This is a genomic window from Curtobacterium sp. MCLR17_039 (assembly GCF_003234745.1).
Classification (GTDB): Bacteria; Actinomycetota; Actinomycetes; order Actinomycetales; family Microbacteriaceae; genus Curtobacterium; species Curtobacterium flaccumfaciens.
The window spans coordinates 68,128-84,997 of record NZ_QKTF01000002.1 but is presented as its reverse complement, the minus strand read 5'-3'; the positions used below and the strand labels follow the sequence as shown (position 1 = coordinate 84,997).

Below are 16,870 nucleotides of genomic sequence, written 5' to 3'. Positions count from 1 at the left end.
CGAGCAGCCGATCAGTACCAGTTGTTGGCCTGGCTGTGCCCCCAGGCACCACAGGGGGTGCCGTAGACGCCGGCGATGTAGTTGAGACCCCAGGTGATCTGCGTCGCCGGGTTGGTCTGCCAGTCGGCGCCCGCCGTGGCCATCTTGCTGCCGGGGAGGGCCTGCGGGATGCCGTACGCACCGCTGGGGTTGTAGGCGTTCACGCGCCAGCCGGACTCCTTGTTCCACAGCGAGACCAGGCAGTTGTACTGGTCGGTCCCCCAGCCACGAGCCGTGACCTGCTGCAGCGCGATCGCCTGCGCGCTGCCCGGGTCGGGCGTCGCGGCGGTGGCGGCCAGCGTGTTGGCGGCCGAGACCGGCTGGGTCTCGGTGGCCGCGGTGTCGTCGGTGGTCTCGGCGTCGGCCTCGTCCTCTTCGACGACGGGCTTGACGACCTTCGGGGCCGGGACGGTGACGTCGTAGCCGTCACGGTCGGCGGCGGCCAGGGCGTAGGTGCCGTGCGCGGTGTACTGCTGCGGCGCCGGCGGGGTCTTCACGAGCACCGGGGTGTCGACCGCGGCCTGTGCCACGTCGGCCTGCAGCGGGTTGAACAGCGAGCCACCCACGAACAAGAACACACCGACGAAGGACATCATCGGGGCCGTCGCGCGCTTGCGGGCCACGGCGTTCACCGACGAAGCGGCGGGCTTGACGAGCTTCGGCGTCGCACGGCGCTGCACCGTCGCGGTGCGCTGCTTCGCGGGACGCTCGTCGGCGTCGACGAGGGCGTCGTGCGCGAAGGACGCCACGCGCTCGTCGGACACGCGGTTCGCCGCCACCGACTTCGGCGTGGCGACCGGACCCGTCGTCGCGGGCGCTGCCTGCGGGGTCACCCCGAACGCCGACGTCTCCGTCGTACGGGTTCGCTGCATTGCCGCGCGGCGCTCACCGGAAGCCTGGAGGCTGAGGTGCTCGCGGGTATCGCGGTCGGAGCTTGAGTCTGCCGTGTGCCTGCCCATGAGTAGGACCAGGGTAACGGAACGATCACGGAAAGCGAAGCACCTGGGGACAGCGCGTCGTCACCGGACAGCGAGCATCACTTCGACGACGGCGTCGAGCAGCGCGTCGACCTGCGCCTCGCGGTACCCGCCGTGCTTCGGGCGGAAGACGATCGAACGGACCTCGGTGAGGCTGAGCGGCTTTCCCTCGCGGAAGTACCCGGCGAGCCGGGCGGCGAACGCGTCGACGTCCTTCGGGTGGTAGCCGGTGCCGAGCACGTTGACCCGGCTGAACCGCTGCCCGTCGGGCCGCTCGAGCCGCGCCACGACGTCGGATGCCTTCGTCCGCGCTTCGGCGTACCAGGCCTTCTTGCCGACCTCGCTCATCTCCCGCTCACGCTCACGGGCCGCGAAGGCGTCCTCGAGCCGTTCGAGCGCAGCGTCGACGTGCGACGTGGAGTACCCGCCCTTGCGCATCGAGAAGGCCGTGGCGCGGATCTTCGCGGCCTCGATGCCGGGGGCGCTGTCGTCTGCGGAGTACGCGCGCCGGGCGTCCTCGAGGAAACGCTCGACTTCGTCGACGTCGTAACCGAGGGCGGAACGGGCTGCGGTCGGGAAGGTGGTGGCCACGGCGTCATTCTGCCAGTCCGGACCCGTGGCACAACCTGGACGCGCTGAGTGCGGCGTTCAGCCCGACACGAGCGCGGTCAGTGGTTGACGATGAGGTACAGCACGTAGGCGACCGCGGCGGACGGCAGGATGCTGTCGATGCGGTCGAGCAGGCCGCCGTGTCCGGGCAGGAACGACGAGATGTCCTTGATGCCGAGGTCGCGCTTGATCATCGACTCGGTCAGGTCGCCGAGCGTGGCCGAACCGGAGATGAGCACACCGAGCAGGACGCCCGTCCACCAGGGCAGCCCGAGCATGAACAGGGCCACCAGGATGCCGACGACGATGCTCGCCGCCACGGACCCGGCGAAGCCCTCCCACGTCTTCTTGGGGCTGATGCGGGGTGCCATCGGGTGCTTGCCGAGGTTCAGCCCGGTGGCGTACGCGCCGGTGTCGACCGCGACGACGACGAGGATGAACCCGATCACCCAGAGGTTGCCGTCCGGCTGGGCGGAGAGCAGCACGACGCAGGCGCCGAGCAGGGAGATGTAGGCCTGGACGAACAACCCGTTGGTGAGGTCACGGGCGACGTTGCCGGCCGGGGGCTTCTGCCGCGCGACGGCGACCTCGACCAGGCGCCAGACGCTGATCAGGACGATGCCGCCGAGCAGGGTGAACAGCGCCGCCACCTGCCCGACCAGGAACGCCGCCGGCACGATCGCGATCGCGACGGCGACACTCGGGATCCGCGGGACGTCGCGCCCGGCGAACCGCATCGCGCTCGTGAGCTCGTAGACGCCGACGCCGAGCAGGAACGCCGCGACCACCATGAACGACGGCGGCCAGAGGAGCAGCGTGCCGAGCATCACGACGGCGAACGCGAGCGCGATGCCAATCGCTGCCGGCAGGTTGCGCCCGGTCCGCGCGGTCAGCGCCTCGTTGCGCGCGCCGAAGTCGGCCTTGCGCTGGCGGAGCTGCGCCTCGAAGTCGGTGCGCGCCGCTCGTGCACGCGCATCGAAGTCCTGACGGAGCCCCTTCTTCACGGGCCCGCTCGACGCGGGCCCGTGCTCTGCTGTGGGGCGGTCATCGCCCTGGTCGGAGCGACGCATCAGACCTCGAGGAGTTCGGCTTCCTTCTTCTTCAGCGACTCGTCGATCTGGTCGACGTGCTTCTTCGTCAGGGCCTCGAGGTCCTTGTCGCCGCGCGAGATCTCGTCGTCGGAGATCTCACCCTTGAGTGCGTCGAGGTCGTCCTTGGCCTTGCGGCGGATGTTCCGGACGACGACCTTGTGGTCTTCGCCCTTCGTCCGCACGAGCTTGACGAACTCCTTGCGGCGGTCCTTGGTGAGCTCCGGGATCGTCACGCGGACGATGTCGCCGTCGTTCGTCGGGCTGGCGCCGAGGTTCGGGAAGGTCGCGATCGCACGCTCGATCTCCTTGAGCGCCGTCTTGTCGTACGGCGTCACGATGAGCGTGCGGGCCTCGGGCGTCTGCAGCGACGCGAGCTGCGCGAGCGGCGTCGGCGTGCCGTAGTACTCGACCGGGATCTTCTGGAAGAGCGCCGCGTTGATGCGGCCGGTGCGGACGGTCGAGAAGTCGTCCTTGGCGACCTCGACAGCCTTCGCCATCTTCTCGGTGGCTTCGGTCAGGACATCACTGATCACGGTGTTACTCCTTCGGTACTGGCGTCGAGTCTAGTCAGCGCGGGGGTCAGTTGCTGACGACGGTGCCGATGCGCTCGCCACGGATCGCGGCCTGGACGTTGCCCTCACCCTCCATGCCGAAGACGTGCATCGGCATGCCGTTGTCCATGCAGAGCGAGAACGCGGTGGCGTCGACGACCTTGAGGCCCTTCAGCAGCGCGTCCTGGTAGGTCACGTGGTGCAGCTTCTCGGCCGAGGCGTCCTTCTTCGGGTCGGCGGTGTACACGCCGTCGACGCCGTTCTTGGCGACGAGCACCTCGTCCGCCTTGATCTCGAGCGCACGCTGCGCCGCGACCGTGTCGGTCGAGAAGTACGGCAGTCCGGCACCGGCGCCGAAGATGACGACCCGGCCCTTCTCGAGGTGCCGCTCGGCGCGCCGCGGGATGTACGGCTCGGCGACCTGGGTCATCGCGATGGCGGACTGCACGCGGGTGGCAGCTCCCGCCTGCTCGAGGAAGTCCTGCAGCGCGAGTGCGTTCATCACCGTGCCGAGCATGCCCATGTAGTCGGCACGACCGCGGTCCATGCCGCGCTGCGAGAGCTCGGCACCGCGGAAGAAGTTGCCCCCGCCGACGACGATCGCGATCTCGACCTCGCGCGCGGCGACGGCGATCTCCTTGGCGATGGTGCCGATCACGTCGGGGTTCACCCCGAGGGAGCCGGCGCCGAACGCCTCTCCCGACAGCTTCAGCAGAACGCGGCGTCGTCCGGTCTTCTCGTCGGTCATCTGGTCCGCACCCTTCGTCGTGGTCTCGTGGAAATGTACTCGCGGATGTGTCGCGCGCGTGCCGTGCCGGTGCGCGCGAAAAACGGGGCCAGGAACCTCGTTGGTTCCTGACCCCGTCACGGGTTCGTTACGCGCCGACCTTGACGCGGGCGAAGCCCTGGATCGTGATGCCGGCGTTCTCGGCGGCCTTCGCGACGGAGATCTTGTTGTCCTTCGCGTAGTCCTGGTCGAGGAGCGACACCTGCTTGATGTAGGCGTTCACCCGGCCCTCGACGATCTTCGGGAGCGCAGCCTCGGGCTTGCCCTCTTCGCGCGTGATCGCCTCGACGGTCGCACGCTCCTTCTCGATGGCCTCGGCCGGGACCTCGTCGCGGGTCAGGTACGTCGGGTTCGCGAACGCGACGTGCTGCGCGATCGAACGTGCCTCGGCGGCGTTGTCACCCTCGTACGCGATGACGACGGCGATCTGCGGCGGCAGGTCCTGGCTGGTCTTGTGCAGGTAGATCTCGAAGGCCGAGCCCTCGACACGGCGGACCGTGCGGACCTCGAGCTTCTCGCCCAGCGCGGCGGCCGACTCGTTGACGACCTCGAGGACGGTCTTGCCGTCCAGCGGTGCGGCGTTGGCGGCAGCGACGTCGGCGGCACCGGCAGCGGCGACCGCGCCCAGCACCTTGTCGGCGAGAGTGGTGAACTTCTCGTTCTTCGCGACGAAGTCGGTCTCGCTCGCGAGCTCGACGACCGTGGCGGCGCCGTTCTCGGAGGTCGCGACGACGACACCTTCGGAGGTGGCACGGTCGTCGCGCTTGGCGACGGCCTTGGCACCCTTGATGCGGAGCAGCTCGACGGCCTTGTCGTAGTCGCCGTCGGCCTCGACGAGCGCGTTCTTCGCGTCCATCATGCCGGCGCCGAGGTCCTCGCGGAGCTTCTTCACGTCAGCAGCGGTGAAGTTTGCCATTGACTGGAGTCCTTTCTGGACTGTACGTGTGTGGAGAGTGGAGTGCAGTCGGGGCGCCGGACCCGGTGGGGTCCGGCGCCCCGGCGACTCACTCGGCGGGGGTGGTCTCCGCGGCTGCCTCGGCCTCGGCCGTCGGCTCCGCGTTCTTCGCCTCGTCGGCGATCGGCTCGCCGATCTCCTTCGCGGCGACCTGCGCATCAGCGTCGTTCTCCTCGACGGGGGCGGCGGGCGCCTCGGTCGTGGCGGCGGTCTCGCCACCGAGGAGCTCCTGCTCCCACTCGGCGAGGGGCTCGCTGGCCTCGTCCTCGTCGCCACCGTTGTGGCGGGTCTTCAGGCCCTCGGCCGCTGCGTCGGCGACGATGCGGGTCAGGAGACCGACGGAGCGGATCGCGTCGTCGTTGCCCGGGATCGGGTACGTGATCTCGTCGGGGTCGCAGTTGGTGTCGAGGATGCCGATGATCGGGATACCGAGCTTCTGCGCCTCGTCGACGGCGAGGTGCTCCTTCTTGGTGTCGACGATCCAGAGCGCGCTCGGGGTCCGCGTGAGGTTGCGGATACCACCGAGGGTCTTGTGGAGCTTGTCCAGCTCGCGCTTCTTGATGAGGAGCTCCTTCTTGGTGAAGCCCTTCGTCGTGTCGTCGAAGTCGATCTCCTCGAGCTCCTTCATGCGCGCGAGGCGCTTGGAGACCGTCTGGAAGTTCGTGAGCAGACCGCCGAGCCAACGCTGGTTGACGTACGGCTGGCCGACGCGGGTCGCCTGCTCGGCGATGGAGCCCTGGGCCTGCTTCTTGGTGCCCACGAAGAGGATCGTGCCACCGTGCGCGACCGTCTCCTTGACGAAGTCGTACGCGCGGTCGATGAAGGCCAGCGACTGCTGCAGGTCGATGATGTGGATGCCCGAGCGCTCGGCGAGGATGAAGCGCTTCACCTTCGGGTTCCACCGACGGGTCTGGTGTCCGAAGTGGACGCCGCTGTCGAGCAGCTGGCGGATGGTGACGACGGCCATGTGCCGTCCTCCTTCTGTGTTCTCGGCGCGCAGCCGTGCTCTCGCACGTCGCTGCGGACCTGTTGCGGTTGTGTCGATCACGACCGTCGGTCGTGGTCCCTGGTGTCCTGGCACGCGACCGCCCGCTCGTGAGAGCGGGACCGGTGGTCGGGTACCGAGCCCGTGAGGGCCTGGTGGACACGCGAAGTCAGCGCGCATCAGCACGCTGCTGGATAGATGCTAACAGAAGGGAGGCCCGGATCACGCGCGCCTCGCGGCTGACGTGATCCGGGCCTCCTGTCCGGCGATCCGTGCGGAACGGACGCGGTGCGCGACCGGCCGATCAGGCCTTGGCGTCCACGGTGTCGCCGTCGGCGGAGATGCCCATCTCCTCGAGCGAGCGGCCCTTGGTCTCCGGGATCTTGGCGATGACGAAGAACAGCGACAGCAACGCGAACAGCGCGTAGATGCCGTAGGTGACCGTCAGGTTGAAGCCGGACAGCACCGGGAACGAGATCGTGACGATGAAGTTCGCGATCCAGTTGGCGGCCGAGCCGATGCCCAGCGCGGTGGCACGGATGCGGTTCGGGAACATCTCGCCGAGCAGCACCCACATGAGCGGACCCCACGTGGCGCCGAAGGACACCACGAAGAGGTTCGCGAAGATCAGCGCGATGACGCCCCACGAGCCGGGGAGGCTCGGGCTGCCGTCGACGATCGTCGCCTGCGAGAATGCGATGGCGACCATGGTGAGCGAGACGAACATGCCCGCCGAACCGGCGACGAGCAGCGGCTTGCGGCCGACCTTGTCGACCAGGAAGATCGCGATGAAGGTCACGGCGACGTTGACCACCGAGGTGATCGTGGAGATGAGGAACGAGTCCTCCTCCTTGAAGCCGACGGCCTGCCAGAGCGTCGTCGAGTAGTAGAAGATCACGTTGATGCCGACGAACTGCTGCAGCACGGCCAGGATGATGCCCACCCAGACGATCGGCTGGAGCCCGAAGCGGTTGCCCCGGATGGAGCCCTTCTTCTCGTTGGCCTCCTTCTCGATGCCGTCCTGGATCTCCTCCAGGCTCGTGTTCACGGTGTCGCGCGGGACGATCTTGCCCATCACCACGCGCGCGTCGTCAGCACGACCCTTGGTGAGCAGGTAGCGCGGGGACTCCGGCAGCGTGATCGCCAGGACGCCGTAGACGACCGAGGGGATCACCCCGACCAGGAACATCCAGCGCCAGGCCGCGAGACCCCAGACCTCGGCCGAGGCGCTGCCCGCGGTGACGGCGAAGAGCTGGTCGGACAGGAGCGCGGCGAAGATACCGAGCGTGATCGCCAGCTGCTGGAACGAGGCCAGCCGCCCGCGGATCGCCTTCGGGGAGACCTCGGAGATGTACGCCGGTGCGATGACCGAGGCGGTACCGATGCCGAGACCGCCGACGAGACGCCAGATCACGAGGTCCCACGTCGCGAACGCGAACGCCGAACCGATCGACGAGACGAAGAACAGCACGGCGGCCCAGAACATGATCCGGGTGCGGCCGTAGCGGTCGGCGAGGCGGCCGGCGAAGTAGGCGCCGAACGCACAGCCGATCAGGGCCGAGGCGACGGCGAAGCCGCTGGCCGCGTCGGAGAGGTTGAACTCGCCCTTGATCGCGTCGACGGCGCCGTTGATGACTGACGAGTCGAAGCCGAACAGGAAGCCACCGACCGCCGCCGCGATGGCGAACAGGGTGACCTTCCCCTTGAACGCACGGTCTTCGCCGTGCCCGGTGGTCGTGGTGGACACGATGCTCCTGGGTTCTGCCGCCGTGCCGGTGTGCAGCACGGTGCCCCGGCGGTCGGCTGGTTCGCCGTCCGAGCGGCGTTGCGTGTTCCGGAGCGGCCCCGACTGTACTCCTCGCTCGGGATCTGGTCATAACCGGGGCGTGATCGGGACGGGCGGGCCCTGCGCGTCGACGCTGGACGACACTGTCGCCGTCGTACGACGTCGGTTCTGTCGCTTCCGTCGGCCGCACGTTCCTCCCCAGGCCTGGAGGCGCGACTCCCCCTCCACAGATCGCCCCGTCCGCCCCGTGGCCGGGTTCCACTGCCCAGGCTGGGGACATGCGATCGAGCGCACGTCCCGTCCTGCTGTCCGTGGTGTGCGTTGCGCTGCTGAGCGGGACGGTGCTGAGCGGGACCGTGGTGTTCGGTGCCGCGCCGTCGACGGGAGGCGGGGCGACGGTGGGCTCCGGGGCGCCGGCGGGCTCCGGGGCGTCGGCGGGCTCCGGGGCGTCGGTGGGTGCCGGGGCGTCGGTGGACACTGTGACCGAGCCGCGCCGGGTCGAGGCTCGCTGGGTCTGGCCCACCGGATCGCGGGTGGTCGAGCGCGCATGGGAGGCACCGTCCTCGGACTACGCCGCCGGCCACCGGGGCCTCGACGTCCCGGCCGTCCTCGGCAGCCCTGCCTCGGCGGTGGACGACGGCACCGTGGCGTTCGCCGGGGCGGTCGGCGGCCGCACCGTCGTGACGATCGACCACGGTGACGGGCTGGTCAGCACGCTCGACTCGGTGACCCCCCTGGTCGCCGCCGGGGACGAGGTCGTGCAGGGTGCGCCGGTCGGCCGCGTCTCGGTCGGGCACTGTCCGGCGTCGGCGCCGTGCCTGCACCTCGGTGCTCGTGTCGACGGCCGCTACGTCGACCCGATGGCGTACCTGCCACCGGCCGAGTGGCCGGTGCTGCTGCCCGAATCGGCTTGGCCCGGGTGAGCGGAGCCGACCTGGACCGACCGAGAACCGACCGGGAACCGACCGGAACCGGACCGGACGCACGTCGGCGCAGGGTCAGGCGCGCGGGTGCGCCGTCCGGTACACCTCGCGCAGCCGGGCCGACGACACGTGCGTGTAGATCTGCGTCGTCCCGAGGCTGGCGTGACCGAGGAGTTCCTGCACCGCGCGCAGGTCCGCTCCGCCGTCGAGCAGGTGCGTCGCCGCGGTGTGCCGGAAGGTGTGCGGACCGCTCGGACCCTCGCCCGGCAGGTCACCGAGCAACCGGGCCACCACGCGGTAGGCACTGCGGACGCCGAGTCGGGCACCACGGTCACCGAGGAACAGCGCCGTGCCTGCAGGCCCCTCTGCCCGTGCGGCGAGGGTGGGCCGTCCGCGCTCGAGCCACGCCTCGAGTGCGTCCCGCGCCGGAACCCCGAACGGCACCACGCGTTCCTTGCCGCCCTTGCCGAGCACCCGCACGGTCAAGCGTCCGCGATCGACGTCGGTCACGTCGATCCCGACGAGTTCGCTGACCCGGATGGCCGCCGCGTACAGGAGCTCGACGAGGGCCAGGTCCCGCAACGCCGTCGGGTCGTCCGTCGCCGCCCGGGAACCGAGTCCGTCGAGCAGGGCGCGCACCTGGTCGGCCGACACCACGCGAGGCAGGTGTGCCCCACCCTTCGGGGCGCGGAGCCGGACCCCGGCGTCGGTCGTCGTCACCCCGGTCTCGCTCGCCCAACGCGTGAACGCCCGCACGGACGAAGACCGCCTGGCGATGGTCGACCGGGCGAGCCCCCGGTGGTCGGCGTCCCACAGCCAGTCACGCAGGAGCTCGAGCTCGACGTCGGCGACGCGGTCGATGCCGCGACCGTCCGCGAACGCCACGAGCTGCTCGAGGTCGTTGGCGTACGCGCGGAGGGTCTGCTCGCTGAGGCCACGCGCGTGCCGGGCGTGCCCGAGGAAGGCGTCCACCGCCACCACGAGTCGACCGTCCGTCCGCGCAACCACGACGCCAGCGTACGGCGACCGGACGTCATGCCCGACCCCACCCGCCGCCGGTGGCGACGACGAGTCCCTGCAGCTGTGCGAGCGCGAGCGCGTCGGCGACGTCGGCCGTCGACATGCCGGCCCGGCGGGCGATCTCGGCCTCGGGCAGGGCGCGACGGCCGAGCGCGTCGAGCACCCGGAGCACCTCGGGGTCCTGCCTGCCGGACAGGAGCGGTTCGTCCGGCACCGCTCCCCCGCTGGTCCCGGTCGCGGGCCTCGCCGCCGCTGCCGGATCCCCGGGGTGCACGACGATCTGCGCCCGCCCCTGTGCGATGAGCCGATGGCACCCGACCGAGGCCGAGGACGCGAACGCTCCCGGCACCGCGAACACGGGCCGGCCGAGCTGTGCGGCGTGGTGGGCGGTGTTGAGCGCCCCGGACCGGGCGCCCGCTTCGACCACGACCGTGACGTCGGCCAGCGCGGCGATCAGCCGGTTCCGGGCGAGGAAGCGCCACCGCGTCGGTCGTGTCCCCGGTGCCGACTCGGCGAGCAACGCCCCCTGCCGGGCCACGTTGTGGAGCAGTTGCGCGTTCCCCACGGGGTAGAGCTGGTCGATGCCGCCGGCCAGGACCGCCACAGTGGGCGTCCCGGCGGCGACGGCGACACGGTGCGCCACCGCGTCGATGCCGTAGGCACCCCCGCTCACGATGCGGCACCCGGCGTCCGCCGCCGTCGAGGTGATCTCCGCCGCGGCCTCGGCACCGGCCACCGTGTTCGCCCGGGACCCCACGACCCCGAGCGCCGGCATCCCGTCGCCGAGGTGCGCCCCCGAGCTGCGCGTCCAGAGGACCACCGGGGCGTGCGGCCCGAGGTCGTCCATCGCCGACGGCCACCCGTCGCTCCCGGGGACCAGCAGACCGGCTCCGACCGCGCCGGCCGCCGCGAGCACGTCGCCCACCTCGACAGTGGCCAATCGGGGCCGCCACCGTTCCACCGCGGTCTGCAGCACACCGAGCAGCACCGCTGGGTCCTCCGCACCCGGCACCTCGGCGTCGACGCAGCATCCCAGCAGCGAATCGAAGTCCTCGTCCGCGGCGAGCAGCACCGCACCGAGCGCACGCTCCGGTCCGAGGCCGGTGAGGAGCTCGCCGGCGACGGAGTCCCCCGGTTCGACGACGGCCGACCAGGCGACCCGTGCCGCGGCCTGCACCGGGTCCACCGCGGCACCGCTCGGCCCGAGCAGGCGCGCCACCGTGTCGAGGAGCTCCGTGCCCGCCGGGATCACAGCGCGCTCCGCAATGCGAGGGCACCGCGGACGTGCGCACCCGTGGGCCGCTCCACCGCGTCGAGGTCGGCGAGCGTCCACGCCAGTCGCATCACGCGGTCCCAGCCGCGCATGGTCAGGGTGCCGAGGTCGAGTGCCCGGTCGAGGTCTGCCGTCGACCCGGGTTCGATGCGCCCCTCGGCCCGGAGCCACGCCCCGGTGACCTCGGCGTTGCGCGACCATCCCGTGCCGCGCAGGCGCTCCGCCATCCGGGCGCGGGCTGCCGCGACCGCCGCACGGGCGACCGCCGTCGTCGGGGTGCTGCCGTCGGCGTCCCGCATCCGACCCGTCGTCACCCGCGGCACCAGCACCCGGATGTCCATCCGGTCGAGCAGTGGCCCCGACATCCGACCGAGGTACCGGCGCACGGTGCTCGCCGAGCACTCGCACGGCTGCCCGTGCGCACCACCGGCGTTGCCGCACGGGCAGGGGTTCGCCGCCAGGACGACCTGACAGCGTGCGGGGAACTCGGCTGCACCCGCCGCACGGTGGATCGTGATCCGACCGGACTCGAGCGGCTGCCGGAGCGCGTCGAGCACGGCCCGCGGGAACTCCGGCGCCTCGTCGAGGAACAGGATGCCCCCGGTGGCGCGCGACACGGCTCCGGGGCGCAGGACCCCCGACCCGCCGCCGATGAGCGAGACCGCCGACGCGGAGTGGTGCGGGGCTTCCCACGGTGGCTTCGTGCTCCACGAGGCGGGACCCAGCCCGGCGACGGACCGGACCGCGGCGACCTCGAGCGCGGTCTCGTCGTCGAGGTCGGGCAGCAACCCGGGCAGCCGCTCGGCGAGCATGGTCTTGCCCGCGCCCGGTGGCCCGAGCAGCAGTGCGTGGTGTCCCCCGGCTGCCGCGGCGATGAGTGCTCGGACGCCGACCGGGTTCCCCACGACGTCCGACAGCTCGGCCACGGGACGCGGCACCGACGTGACCGGGACCGGCAGCACCGGATCGACCTCGACCGCCGGCAGGAGTGCCCCGGCGTCGATCGCCGCCGCCCGCAACGAGTCCACGCCGCTGATCCGCACCCCGCCGACCACGCGGGCTTCGGTCAGGTTGCCGACGGGCAGCACCACGCGGTGCGCACCGGCGTCGCGCGCGGCGACCAGCATCGGGATCACCCCGGGGACCGGACGCACCCGCCCGTCGAGGCCGAGCTCGCCGATGTAGACGATGCGCTCCGAGACGTCCGGCGCGAGACCGGCTCCGGCGAGCACGGCCATCGCGATGGCGAGGTCGAACCCGGAACCGCGCTTCGGGATCGCCGCCGGGGTCAGGTTCACGGTGATCCGACGTGCGGGCAGCGGGCACCCCGCGTTCGCCGCCGCGGATCGCACGCGTTCCCGTGCCTCTCCCAGCGAGGTGTCCGGCAGCCCGATGATGCTGAACGCCGGGAGCTGACTGGTCAGGTGCGCTTCGACCTCGATGCGGCGACCGGTGACCCCGAGCAGCGCGACCGCGGCAGCGCGACCGATGCCCGTCACAGCACACCCGCCAGGTGCTCGACGACCGTGCGGGGACCGTCGACGTGGACCGCGACGACGTCCACCCGGACCGCGCGCGCCGAGACCTCGGGATGCGCGTCGAACCACTCGGGCACGAGTCGTCGCATCCGGGTGAGCTTCGCAGCGGTGATCGCCTCGAACGGGTGGCCGGTCGCGGCCCCGGAACGGGTCTTCACCTCGATGAACGCGAGTGTGCAGGAATCCCACGCGACGATGTCGATCTCGCCGCGGGCACACCGCCAGTTCCGCTCGAGCACGCGGAATCCCCGCGCTTCGAGCCAGACCACCGCTCGTTCTTCACCGAATCGTCCGAGTCGACCGTTCCGGAGCGACCGCCCCGGTGGACGTTGCACGTCTTGTTCCATGTCGTTGCCTCCACGACAACGATCTCCGGAACGAACGCCCCGATCGGCGGAGTCAGAGAGTCTGTGGAATCAGCACGGCCGAATTGCCCTCTGTGGAGGAAAGAAGAAGGACCCGGGCGATCGAGATCACCCGGGTCCTGCTGCGACGAGCGTCAGTGCGCTGCTGCGTAGGCTTCCTGCACCTGCGTCGAGATGCGGCCGCGGGACGAGACCTCGTACCCGTTCTCCTTGGCCCACTCGCGGATCTTGCCGAGCTCTTCCGAGTTGCCACGCTTCGGGGCGGACTTCGGGGCGGAACCGCCGCCGGTGCGACGACCGGAGACCTTGCGCGCTGCGGCGATGTAATCAGAGATCGCCTCGCGGAACTTGTCGACGTTGTCGTTCGACAGGTCGATCTCGTACGACGAGCCGTCGAACGCGAATTCGACCGTCCGGCCTTCACCGGTGGTGATGGGGGAATCGTCGAGGTCGTCGACGAGCTGGACGGTGACCTTCTGTGCCATGGGGTGCTCCTGTTCGTGGGGCGGTTAAATCCCCATCAGAATAGCGCGAACAATTCACCGCCGGTTCGGATCAGCGGCGATTCACCCAGAAAGAAGCAGAAGAAAGTAAATTGACGATCACTCGTCGAGTGCGAGTTCCTTCGGCAGTTCGAGTTCCCGCGTCGTGAGTTCCTCGACATTCACGTCCTTGAACGTGAGTACCCGGACACCCTTGACGAACCGGTCGGAACGGTAGACGTCCCAGACCCAGACGTCGTTCATCGTCAGTTCGAAGTAGAAGTCGTGCTCCGTGTCACGGCGCACGAGTTCGACCTCGTTCGCCAGGTAGAAACGGCGCTCCGTCTCGACCACGTAACGGAACTGCGACACCACGTCTCGGTACTCGCGGTACAGGGCCAGCTCGACCTCGCGGTCGTAGTCGTCGAATTCGTCCTCATCCATTGCGCCCACAGTCTACGGCGACCCAGGGCCGAGCGGGCGACGGGCTCAACCCGCGACGGCGTCGAGTTGGTCGAAGCCGTCCAGCGCGACGCTCGAGGCCTGGTGCAACCAGGACTTCCGGTGCAGCGCGTGCGCCCCGATCGTCCGGATCGCGTCGTAGTGCGCCGTCGACCCGTAGCCCTTGTTCGACACCCACCCGTAGTGCGGAGCCTCGTCGTGCGCCGAGATCATGAGCGCGTCACGGGCCACCTTCGCCACCACCGACGCCGCGGCCACCGAGGCACAGTCGCGGTCGGCCTTGACCCGGACGACGACCTCGAGCGGATCGGCGGCCGGACGGAGCGACGCGGGCAGGGCGCGGCTCAACCAGTCGAACGAGCCGTCGAGCACCACCACCGCGCCGTCGAGCGACACCCCGTCGGCGACCAGGGAGCCGAGCGCCTGCGCACCCGCTGCGCCGAGGGCCGGGACGATGCCCTGCTGGTCGACGAAGTCCGCCGATGCCATGCCGACCGCCGTGCGTGCCCAACGCTGCACGACGGGCACCAGGTCGGTGCGGCGCGCTTCGGAGAGCAGTTTGGAATCAGCGAGCCCCTGGGGCACACGACCGATGTCGAGCGTCACCGCGGCCACACCGACGCCGACCGGACCGGCGATGGCGCCACGGCCGACCTCGTCCATGCCGATGACCGTCACGCGGCCCTCGGCGAGCAGACGTTTCTCGAGCCGGAGCGACGGACGGACGGCGGTCACTCGTCGCGCTCCTCCACGCCGGCGAACACCTCGGGATGGTCGTCGAGCCACGTCCAGCGGCTCGCCGGCCAGGAGATGACGAACGCGCGGCCCGTCACGTCGGACATCGGGACGAAGCCCTTCGACGGGGTGTCGCCGTTGTACCGGGAGTCCTTCGAGTCGTTCCGGTTGTCGCCCATCACCCAGATGGTGCCCTTCGGCACGGTGACCGAGAAGTCGGTCGCCGAGGCCGGGGCGCCGGCGGGGAGCTTCAGGTACGGCTCCTTGATCGGCACACCGTTCACCGACATCTGCCCGAGGTCGTTGCAGCAGGACACCTTGTCACCGGGCAGACCGATGACGCGCTTGATCAGGTGGTCGTCGCTGTCACCGGTGCCGAGACCGACCTGGGTCAGGGCCCAGTCGATGGCCTTGGCGGGCTGGGTGTCCGGCGTGACGCTCGGCACCTCGGATCCGGTGAGCCAGCCGCCCGGGTCCTTGAACACGACGACGTCTCCCCGCTTCAGCGCCACGGCGCCGGGGACGAGCTCGTTGACGATCACCCGGTCGTTGATCTGCAGCGTGTTCTCCATCGACGCCGACGGGATGTAGAACGACCGGATCAGGAACGTCTTGACCAGGAACGACACGAGCAGCGCCGCGATGAAGATGATGACGAGGTCGCGGAGGAATGTGAGGACACCGTTCCGTTGCTTCTCGGCACGTGGCCTGCGCCCGGAATCCTCTGTCGTGTCCGTCATTTCCGCTCTCGTTCGAACCACTGACTCCCCGCAATGGGAAGAGCCCCCCGTCGATGCACAACCGTACATGGACGAGGGGCTCGCAGCGTCGTCCGGCTCGCGGACGTTCACTGTGAAGGCGATCAGGCGTCGCGCTTCTCCTTGATCTTGCGGCGGGCCGCCTTGCCGCGGAGCTCGCGCAGGTAGTAGAGCTTCGCACGACGGACATCACCCTTGGTGACGATCTCGATGTGGTCGATGATCGGCGAGTGCACGGGGAACCAGCGCTCGACGCCGACCTGGAAGCTCACCTTGCGGACCTTGAAGGTCTCGCCGATGCCGTGGCCCTGACGGCCGATGACGACTCCCTGGAAGACCTGGATACGCGAGCGCGTGCCTTCGATGATGTTGACGTGCACCTTGATGGTGTCGCCGGGGCGGAAGTCCGGGACGTCGGTACGCAGCGATGCTGCGTCGACGTTGTCGAGGAGCTGGCTCATGGTGGGTTTCACTCTCTGCGGACGCGCACGGGTCGCCGCGGATCGAAGGTTCGGAAAGTGGTGGTGCGTGCCCGGTGTCGGCGACTCCCCCGTGGCAGAGTCCAGCCAGGGCACAGCGTTCAATACTGCCACAGAGAGCGCGGGAGACAAAACGACGAGGATGGACCCATGATCGAACTCCGCACCCCCGCCGAGCTGGACGGACTGCGCGTCGCCGGCCGGTTCGTGGCCGACGTCCTCGACGAGCTGCTCGAGACCGTCGACGTCGGCGTCAACCTGCTCGACCTCGACCGCGTCGCGGCCAGGATGATCGCCGAACGCGGCGCGGAGAGCTGCTACGTCGACTACCACCCGTCGTTCGGCATGTCTCCGTTCGGCAAGAACCTCTGCACCTCGGTGAACGACGCCGCCCTGCACGGCCTGCCGCACGACCGCACCCTGCAGGACGGCGACCTGGTGAGCCTGGACTTCGCCGCGAGCGTGGACGGCTGGGTCGCGGACTCCGCCGTCAGCGTCCAGGTCGGCACGCCGCGCGACGAGGACCAGGCCCTGATCGCCACGGTCGAGCGAGCACTCGCCGCCGGCATCGGCCAGGCGGCTCCCGGCAACAAGCTCGGCGACGTCTCGCACGCCATCGGTCACGTCGCACACGAGGCCGGTCACGACGTGAACCTGCAGTTCGGCGGGCACGGCGTCGGTCGCACCATGCACGGGGACCCGCACGTGCCGAACGACGGCCGTCCGGGTCGCGGCCTGAAGCTCCGACCGGGGCTGGTCGTCGCGATCGAGCCGTGGCTCATGCAGACGACCGACGAGCTCTACCAGGACGACGACGGCTGGACCCTGCGCAGCGTCGACGGCTCACGTGCCGCGCACGTCGAACACACGGTGGCGGTCACCGAGGCCGGCCCCGAGGTCCTGACCCTGCGTCGCGCCCAGCGCGACCAGTAGCGAGCCTGGAGGCGCGGCACCAGCTGGCACCGCACCTCCAGTCCGTCACGCGTCGTCCCCACCCCACGGAAGCGACAGATCTCGCGGCCCGCGGACCGTCACAACAGCGAAAGCGACAGATC

At 70.2% G+C, this 16,870-nt stretch carries 19 protein-coding genes; 2 read left to right on the top strand and 17 right to left on the bottom strand.

What is annotated here, in order from left to right; all coding sequences use genetic code 11:
* Positions 1-11: 11 nt before the first annotated feature.
* The 8 genes from DEJ00_RS18755 to DEJ00_RS02370 all read right to left on the bottom strand — a co-directional run bounded on the left by DEJ00_RS18755 (position 12) and on the right by DEJ00_RS02370 (position 7,741).
* Positions 12-911 carry a lytic transglycosylase domain-containing protein gene (locus tag DEJ00_RS18755; protein WP_258373497.1) on the bottom strand — a complete coding sequence of 300 codons (900 nt, stop codon included), beginning with the start codon at positions 909-911 and terminating at the stop codon, positions 12-14.
* Positions 912-1,058: 147 nt separating this feature from the next.
* Complete coding sequence (locus DEJ00_RS02400) at positions 1,059-1,607, bottom strand: DivIVA domain-containing protein (protein WP_027465869.1); 549 nt, start codon at positions 1,605-1,607, stop codon at positions 1,059-1,061.
* Between the two features lie 77 nt (positions 1,608-1,684).
* On the bottom strand, positions 1,685-2,629 hold the full coding sequence (locus tag DEJ00_RS02395) for a phosphatidate cytidylyltransferase (RefSeq protein ID WP_111056447.1): 945 nt from the start codon (positions 2,627-2,629) through the stop codon (positions 1,685-1,687).
* A 65-nt stretch (positions 2,630-2,694) separates the two neighbouring features.
* A complete protein-coding gene (gene frr, locus DEJ00_RS02390) occupies positions 2,695-3,249 on the bottom strand; it encodes a ribosome recycling factor (RefSeq protein WP_027465871.1) in 555 nt (184 codons plus the stop codon).
* Positions 3,250-3,295: 46 nt separating this feature from the next.
* Positions 3,296-4,015 carry a UMP kinase gene (pyrH, locus tag DEJ00_RS02385; RefSeq protein ID WP_027465872.1) on the bottom strand — a complete coding sequence of 240 codons (720 nt, stop codon included), beginning with the start codon at positions 4,013-4,015 and terminating at the stop codon, positions 3,296-3,298.
* Between the two features lie 127 nt (positions 4,016-4,142).
* Positions 4,143-4,970 carry a translation elongation factor Ts gene (gene tsf / locus DEJ00_RS02380; protein ID WP_027465873.1) on the bottom strand — a complete coding sequence of 276 codons (828 nt, stop codon included), beginning with the start codon at positions 4,968-4,970 and terminating at the stop codon, positions 4,143-4,145.
* A gap of 88 nt (positions 4,971-5,058) precedes the next feature.
* Entirely contained in the window at positions 5,059-5,976 is a 918-nt protein-coding gene (gene rpsB, locus DEJ00_RS02375) for a 30S ribosomal protein S2 (RefSeq protein WP_027465874.1), read from the bottom strand.
* Between the two features lie 322 nt (positions 5,977-6,298).
* A complete protein-coding gene (locus DEJ00_RS02370) occupies positions 6,299-7,741 on the bottom strand; it encodes a sugar porter family MFS transporter (RefSeq protein ID WP_051596806.1) in 1,443 nt (480 codons plus the stop codon).
* Positions 7,742-8,058: 317 nt separating this feature from the next.
* Here DEJ00_RS02370 and DEJ00_RS02365 point away from each other — a divergent pair, with 317 nt between their 5' ends.
* Entirely contained in the window at positions 8,059-8,703 is a 645-nt protein-coding gene (locus tag DEJ00_RS02365) for a murein hydrolase activator EnvC (RefSeq protein ID WP_111056314.1), read from the top strand.
* A gap of 75 nt (positions 8,704-8,778) precedes the next feature.
* Here DEJ00_RS02365 and DEJ00_RS02360 read toward each other — a convergent pair whose 3' ends face one another.
* From DEJ00_RS02360 to rplS, 9 genes are all read right to left on the bottom strand, one after another.
* Entirely contained in the window at positions 8,779-9,711 is a 933-nt protein-coding gene (locus DEJ00_RS02360; protein ID WP_083404146.1) for a tyrosine recombinase XerC, read from the bottom strand.
* 25 nt (positions 9,712-9,736) lie between these two features.
* Positions 9,737-10,975, bottom strand: a complete 1,239-nt coding sequence (gene dprA / locus DEJ00_RS02355) for a DNA-processing protein DprA (protein ID WP_111056313.1) — start codon at positions 10,973-10,975, stop codon at positions 9,737-9,739.
* Entirely contained in the window at positions 10,972-12,495 is a 1,524-nt protein-coding gene (locus DEJ00_RS02350) for a YifB family Mg chelatase-like AAA ATPase (protein WP_111056312.1), read from the bottom strand. The genes dprA and DEJ00_RS02350 overlap by 4 nt, the downstream gene beginning before the upstream one ends.
* Positions 12,492-12,881: a YraN family protein gene (locus tag DEJ00_RS02345; RefSeq protein ID WP_051596761.1), complete on the bottom strand. Its 390-nt coding sequence runs from the start codon at positions 12,879-12,881 to the stop codon at positions 12,492-12,494. The genes DEJ00_RS02350 and DEJ00_RS02345 overlap by 4 nt, the downstream gene beginning before the upstream one ends.
* A 152-nt stretch (positions 12,882-13,033) precedes the next feature.
* Positions 13,034-13,384, bottom strand: coding sequence for an Lsr2 family protein (locus DEJ00_RS02340; RefSeq protein ID WP_017888250.1), 351 nt, complete (start codon positions 13,382-13,384; stop codon positions 13,034-13,036).
* 117 nt (positions 13,385-13,501) lie between these two features.
* Positions 13,502-13,825 (bottom strand): DUF2469 family protein, encoded by a 324-nt coding sequence (locus DEJ00_RS02335; RefSeq protein ID WP_017888251.1) that lies wholly within the window; start codon positions 13,823-13,825, stop codon positions 13,502-13,504.
* 45 nt (positions 13,826-13,870) lie between these two features.
* The gene (locus tag DEJ00_RS02330; RefSeq protein ID WP_111056311.1) at positions 13,871-14,578 is read right to left on the bottom strand and encodes a ribonuclease HII; all 708 of its coding nucleotides are present in this window, start codon (positions 14,576-14,578) and stop codon (positions 13,871-13,873) included.
* Positions 14,575-15,318 (bottom strand): signal peptidase I, encoded by a 744-nt coding sequence (gene lepB, locus DEJ00_RS02325; RefSeq protein WP_027465880.1) that lies wholly within the window; start codon positions 15,316-15,318, stop codon positions 14,575-14,577. Before lepB ends, DEJ00_RS02330 begins: the two co-directional genes overlap by 4 nt.
* A gap of 122 nt (positions 15,319-15,440) precedes the next feature.
* Positions 15,441-15,797 (bottom strand): 50S ribosomal protein L19, encoded by a 357-nt coding sequence (gene rplS, locus DEJ00_RS02320; RefSeq protein WP_017888254.1) that lies wholly within the window; start codon positions 15,795-15,797, stop codon positions 15,441-15,443.
* Positions 15,798-15,965: 168 nt separating this feature from the next.
* Between rplS and map the strand changes: the two genes are divergently transcribed.
* Positions 15,966-16,748, top strand: a complete 783-nt coding sequence (gene map / locus DEJ00_RS02315; protein WP_111056310.1) for a type I methionyl aminopeptidase — start codon at positions 15,966-15,968, stop codon at positions 16,746-16,748.
* The last annotated feature ends 122 nt before the right edge of the window (positions 16,749-16,870 follow it).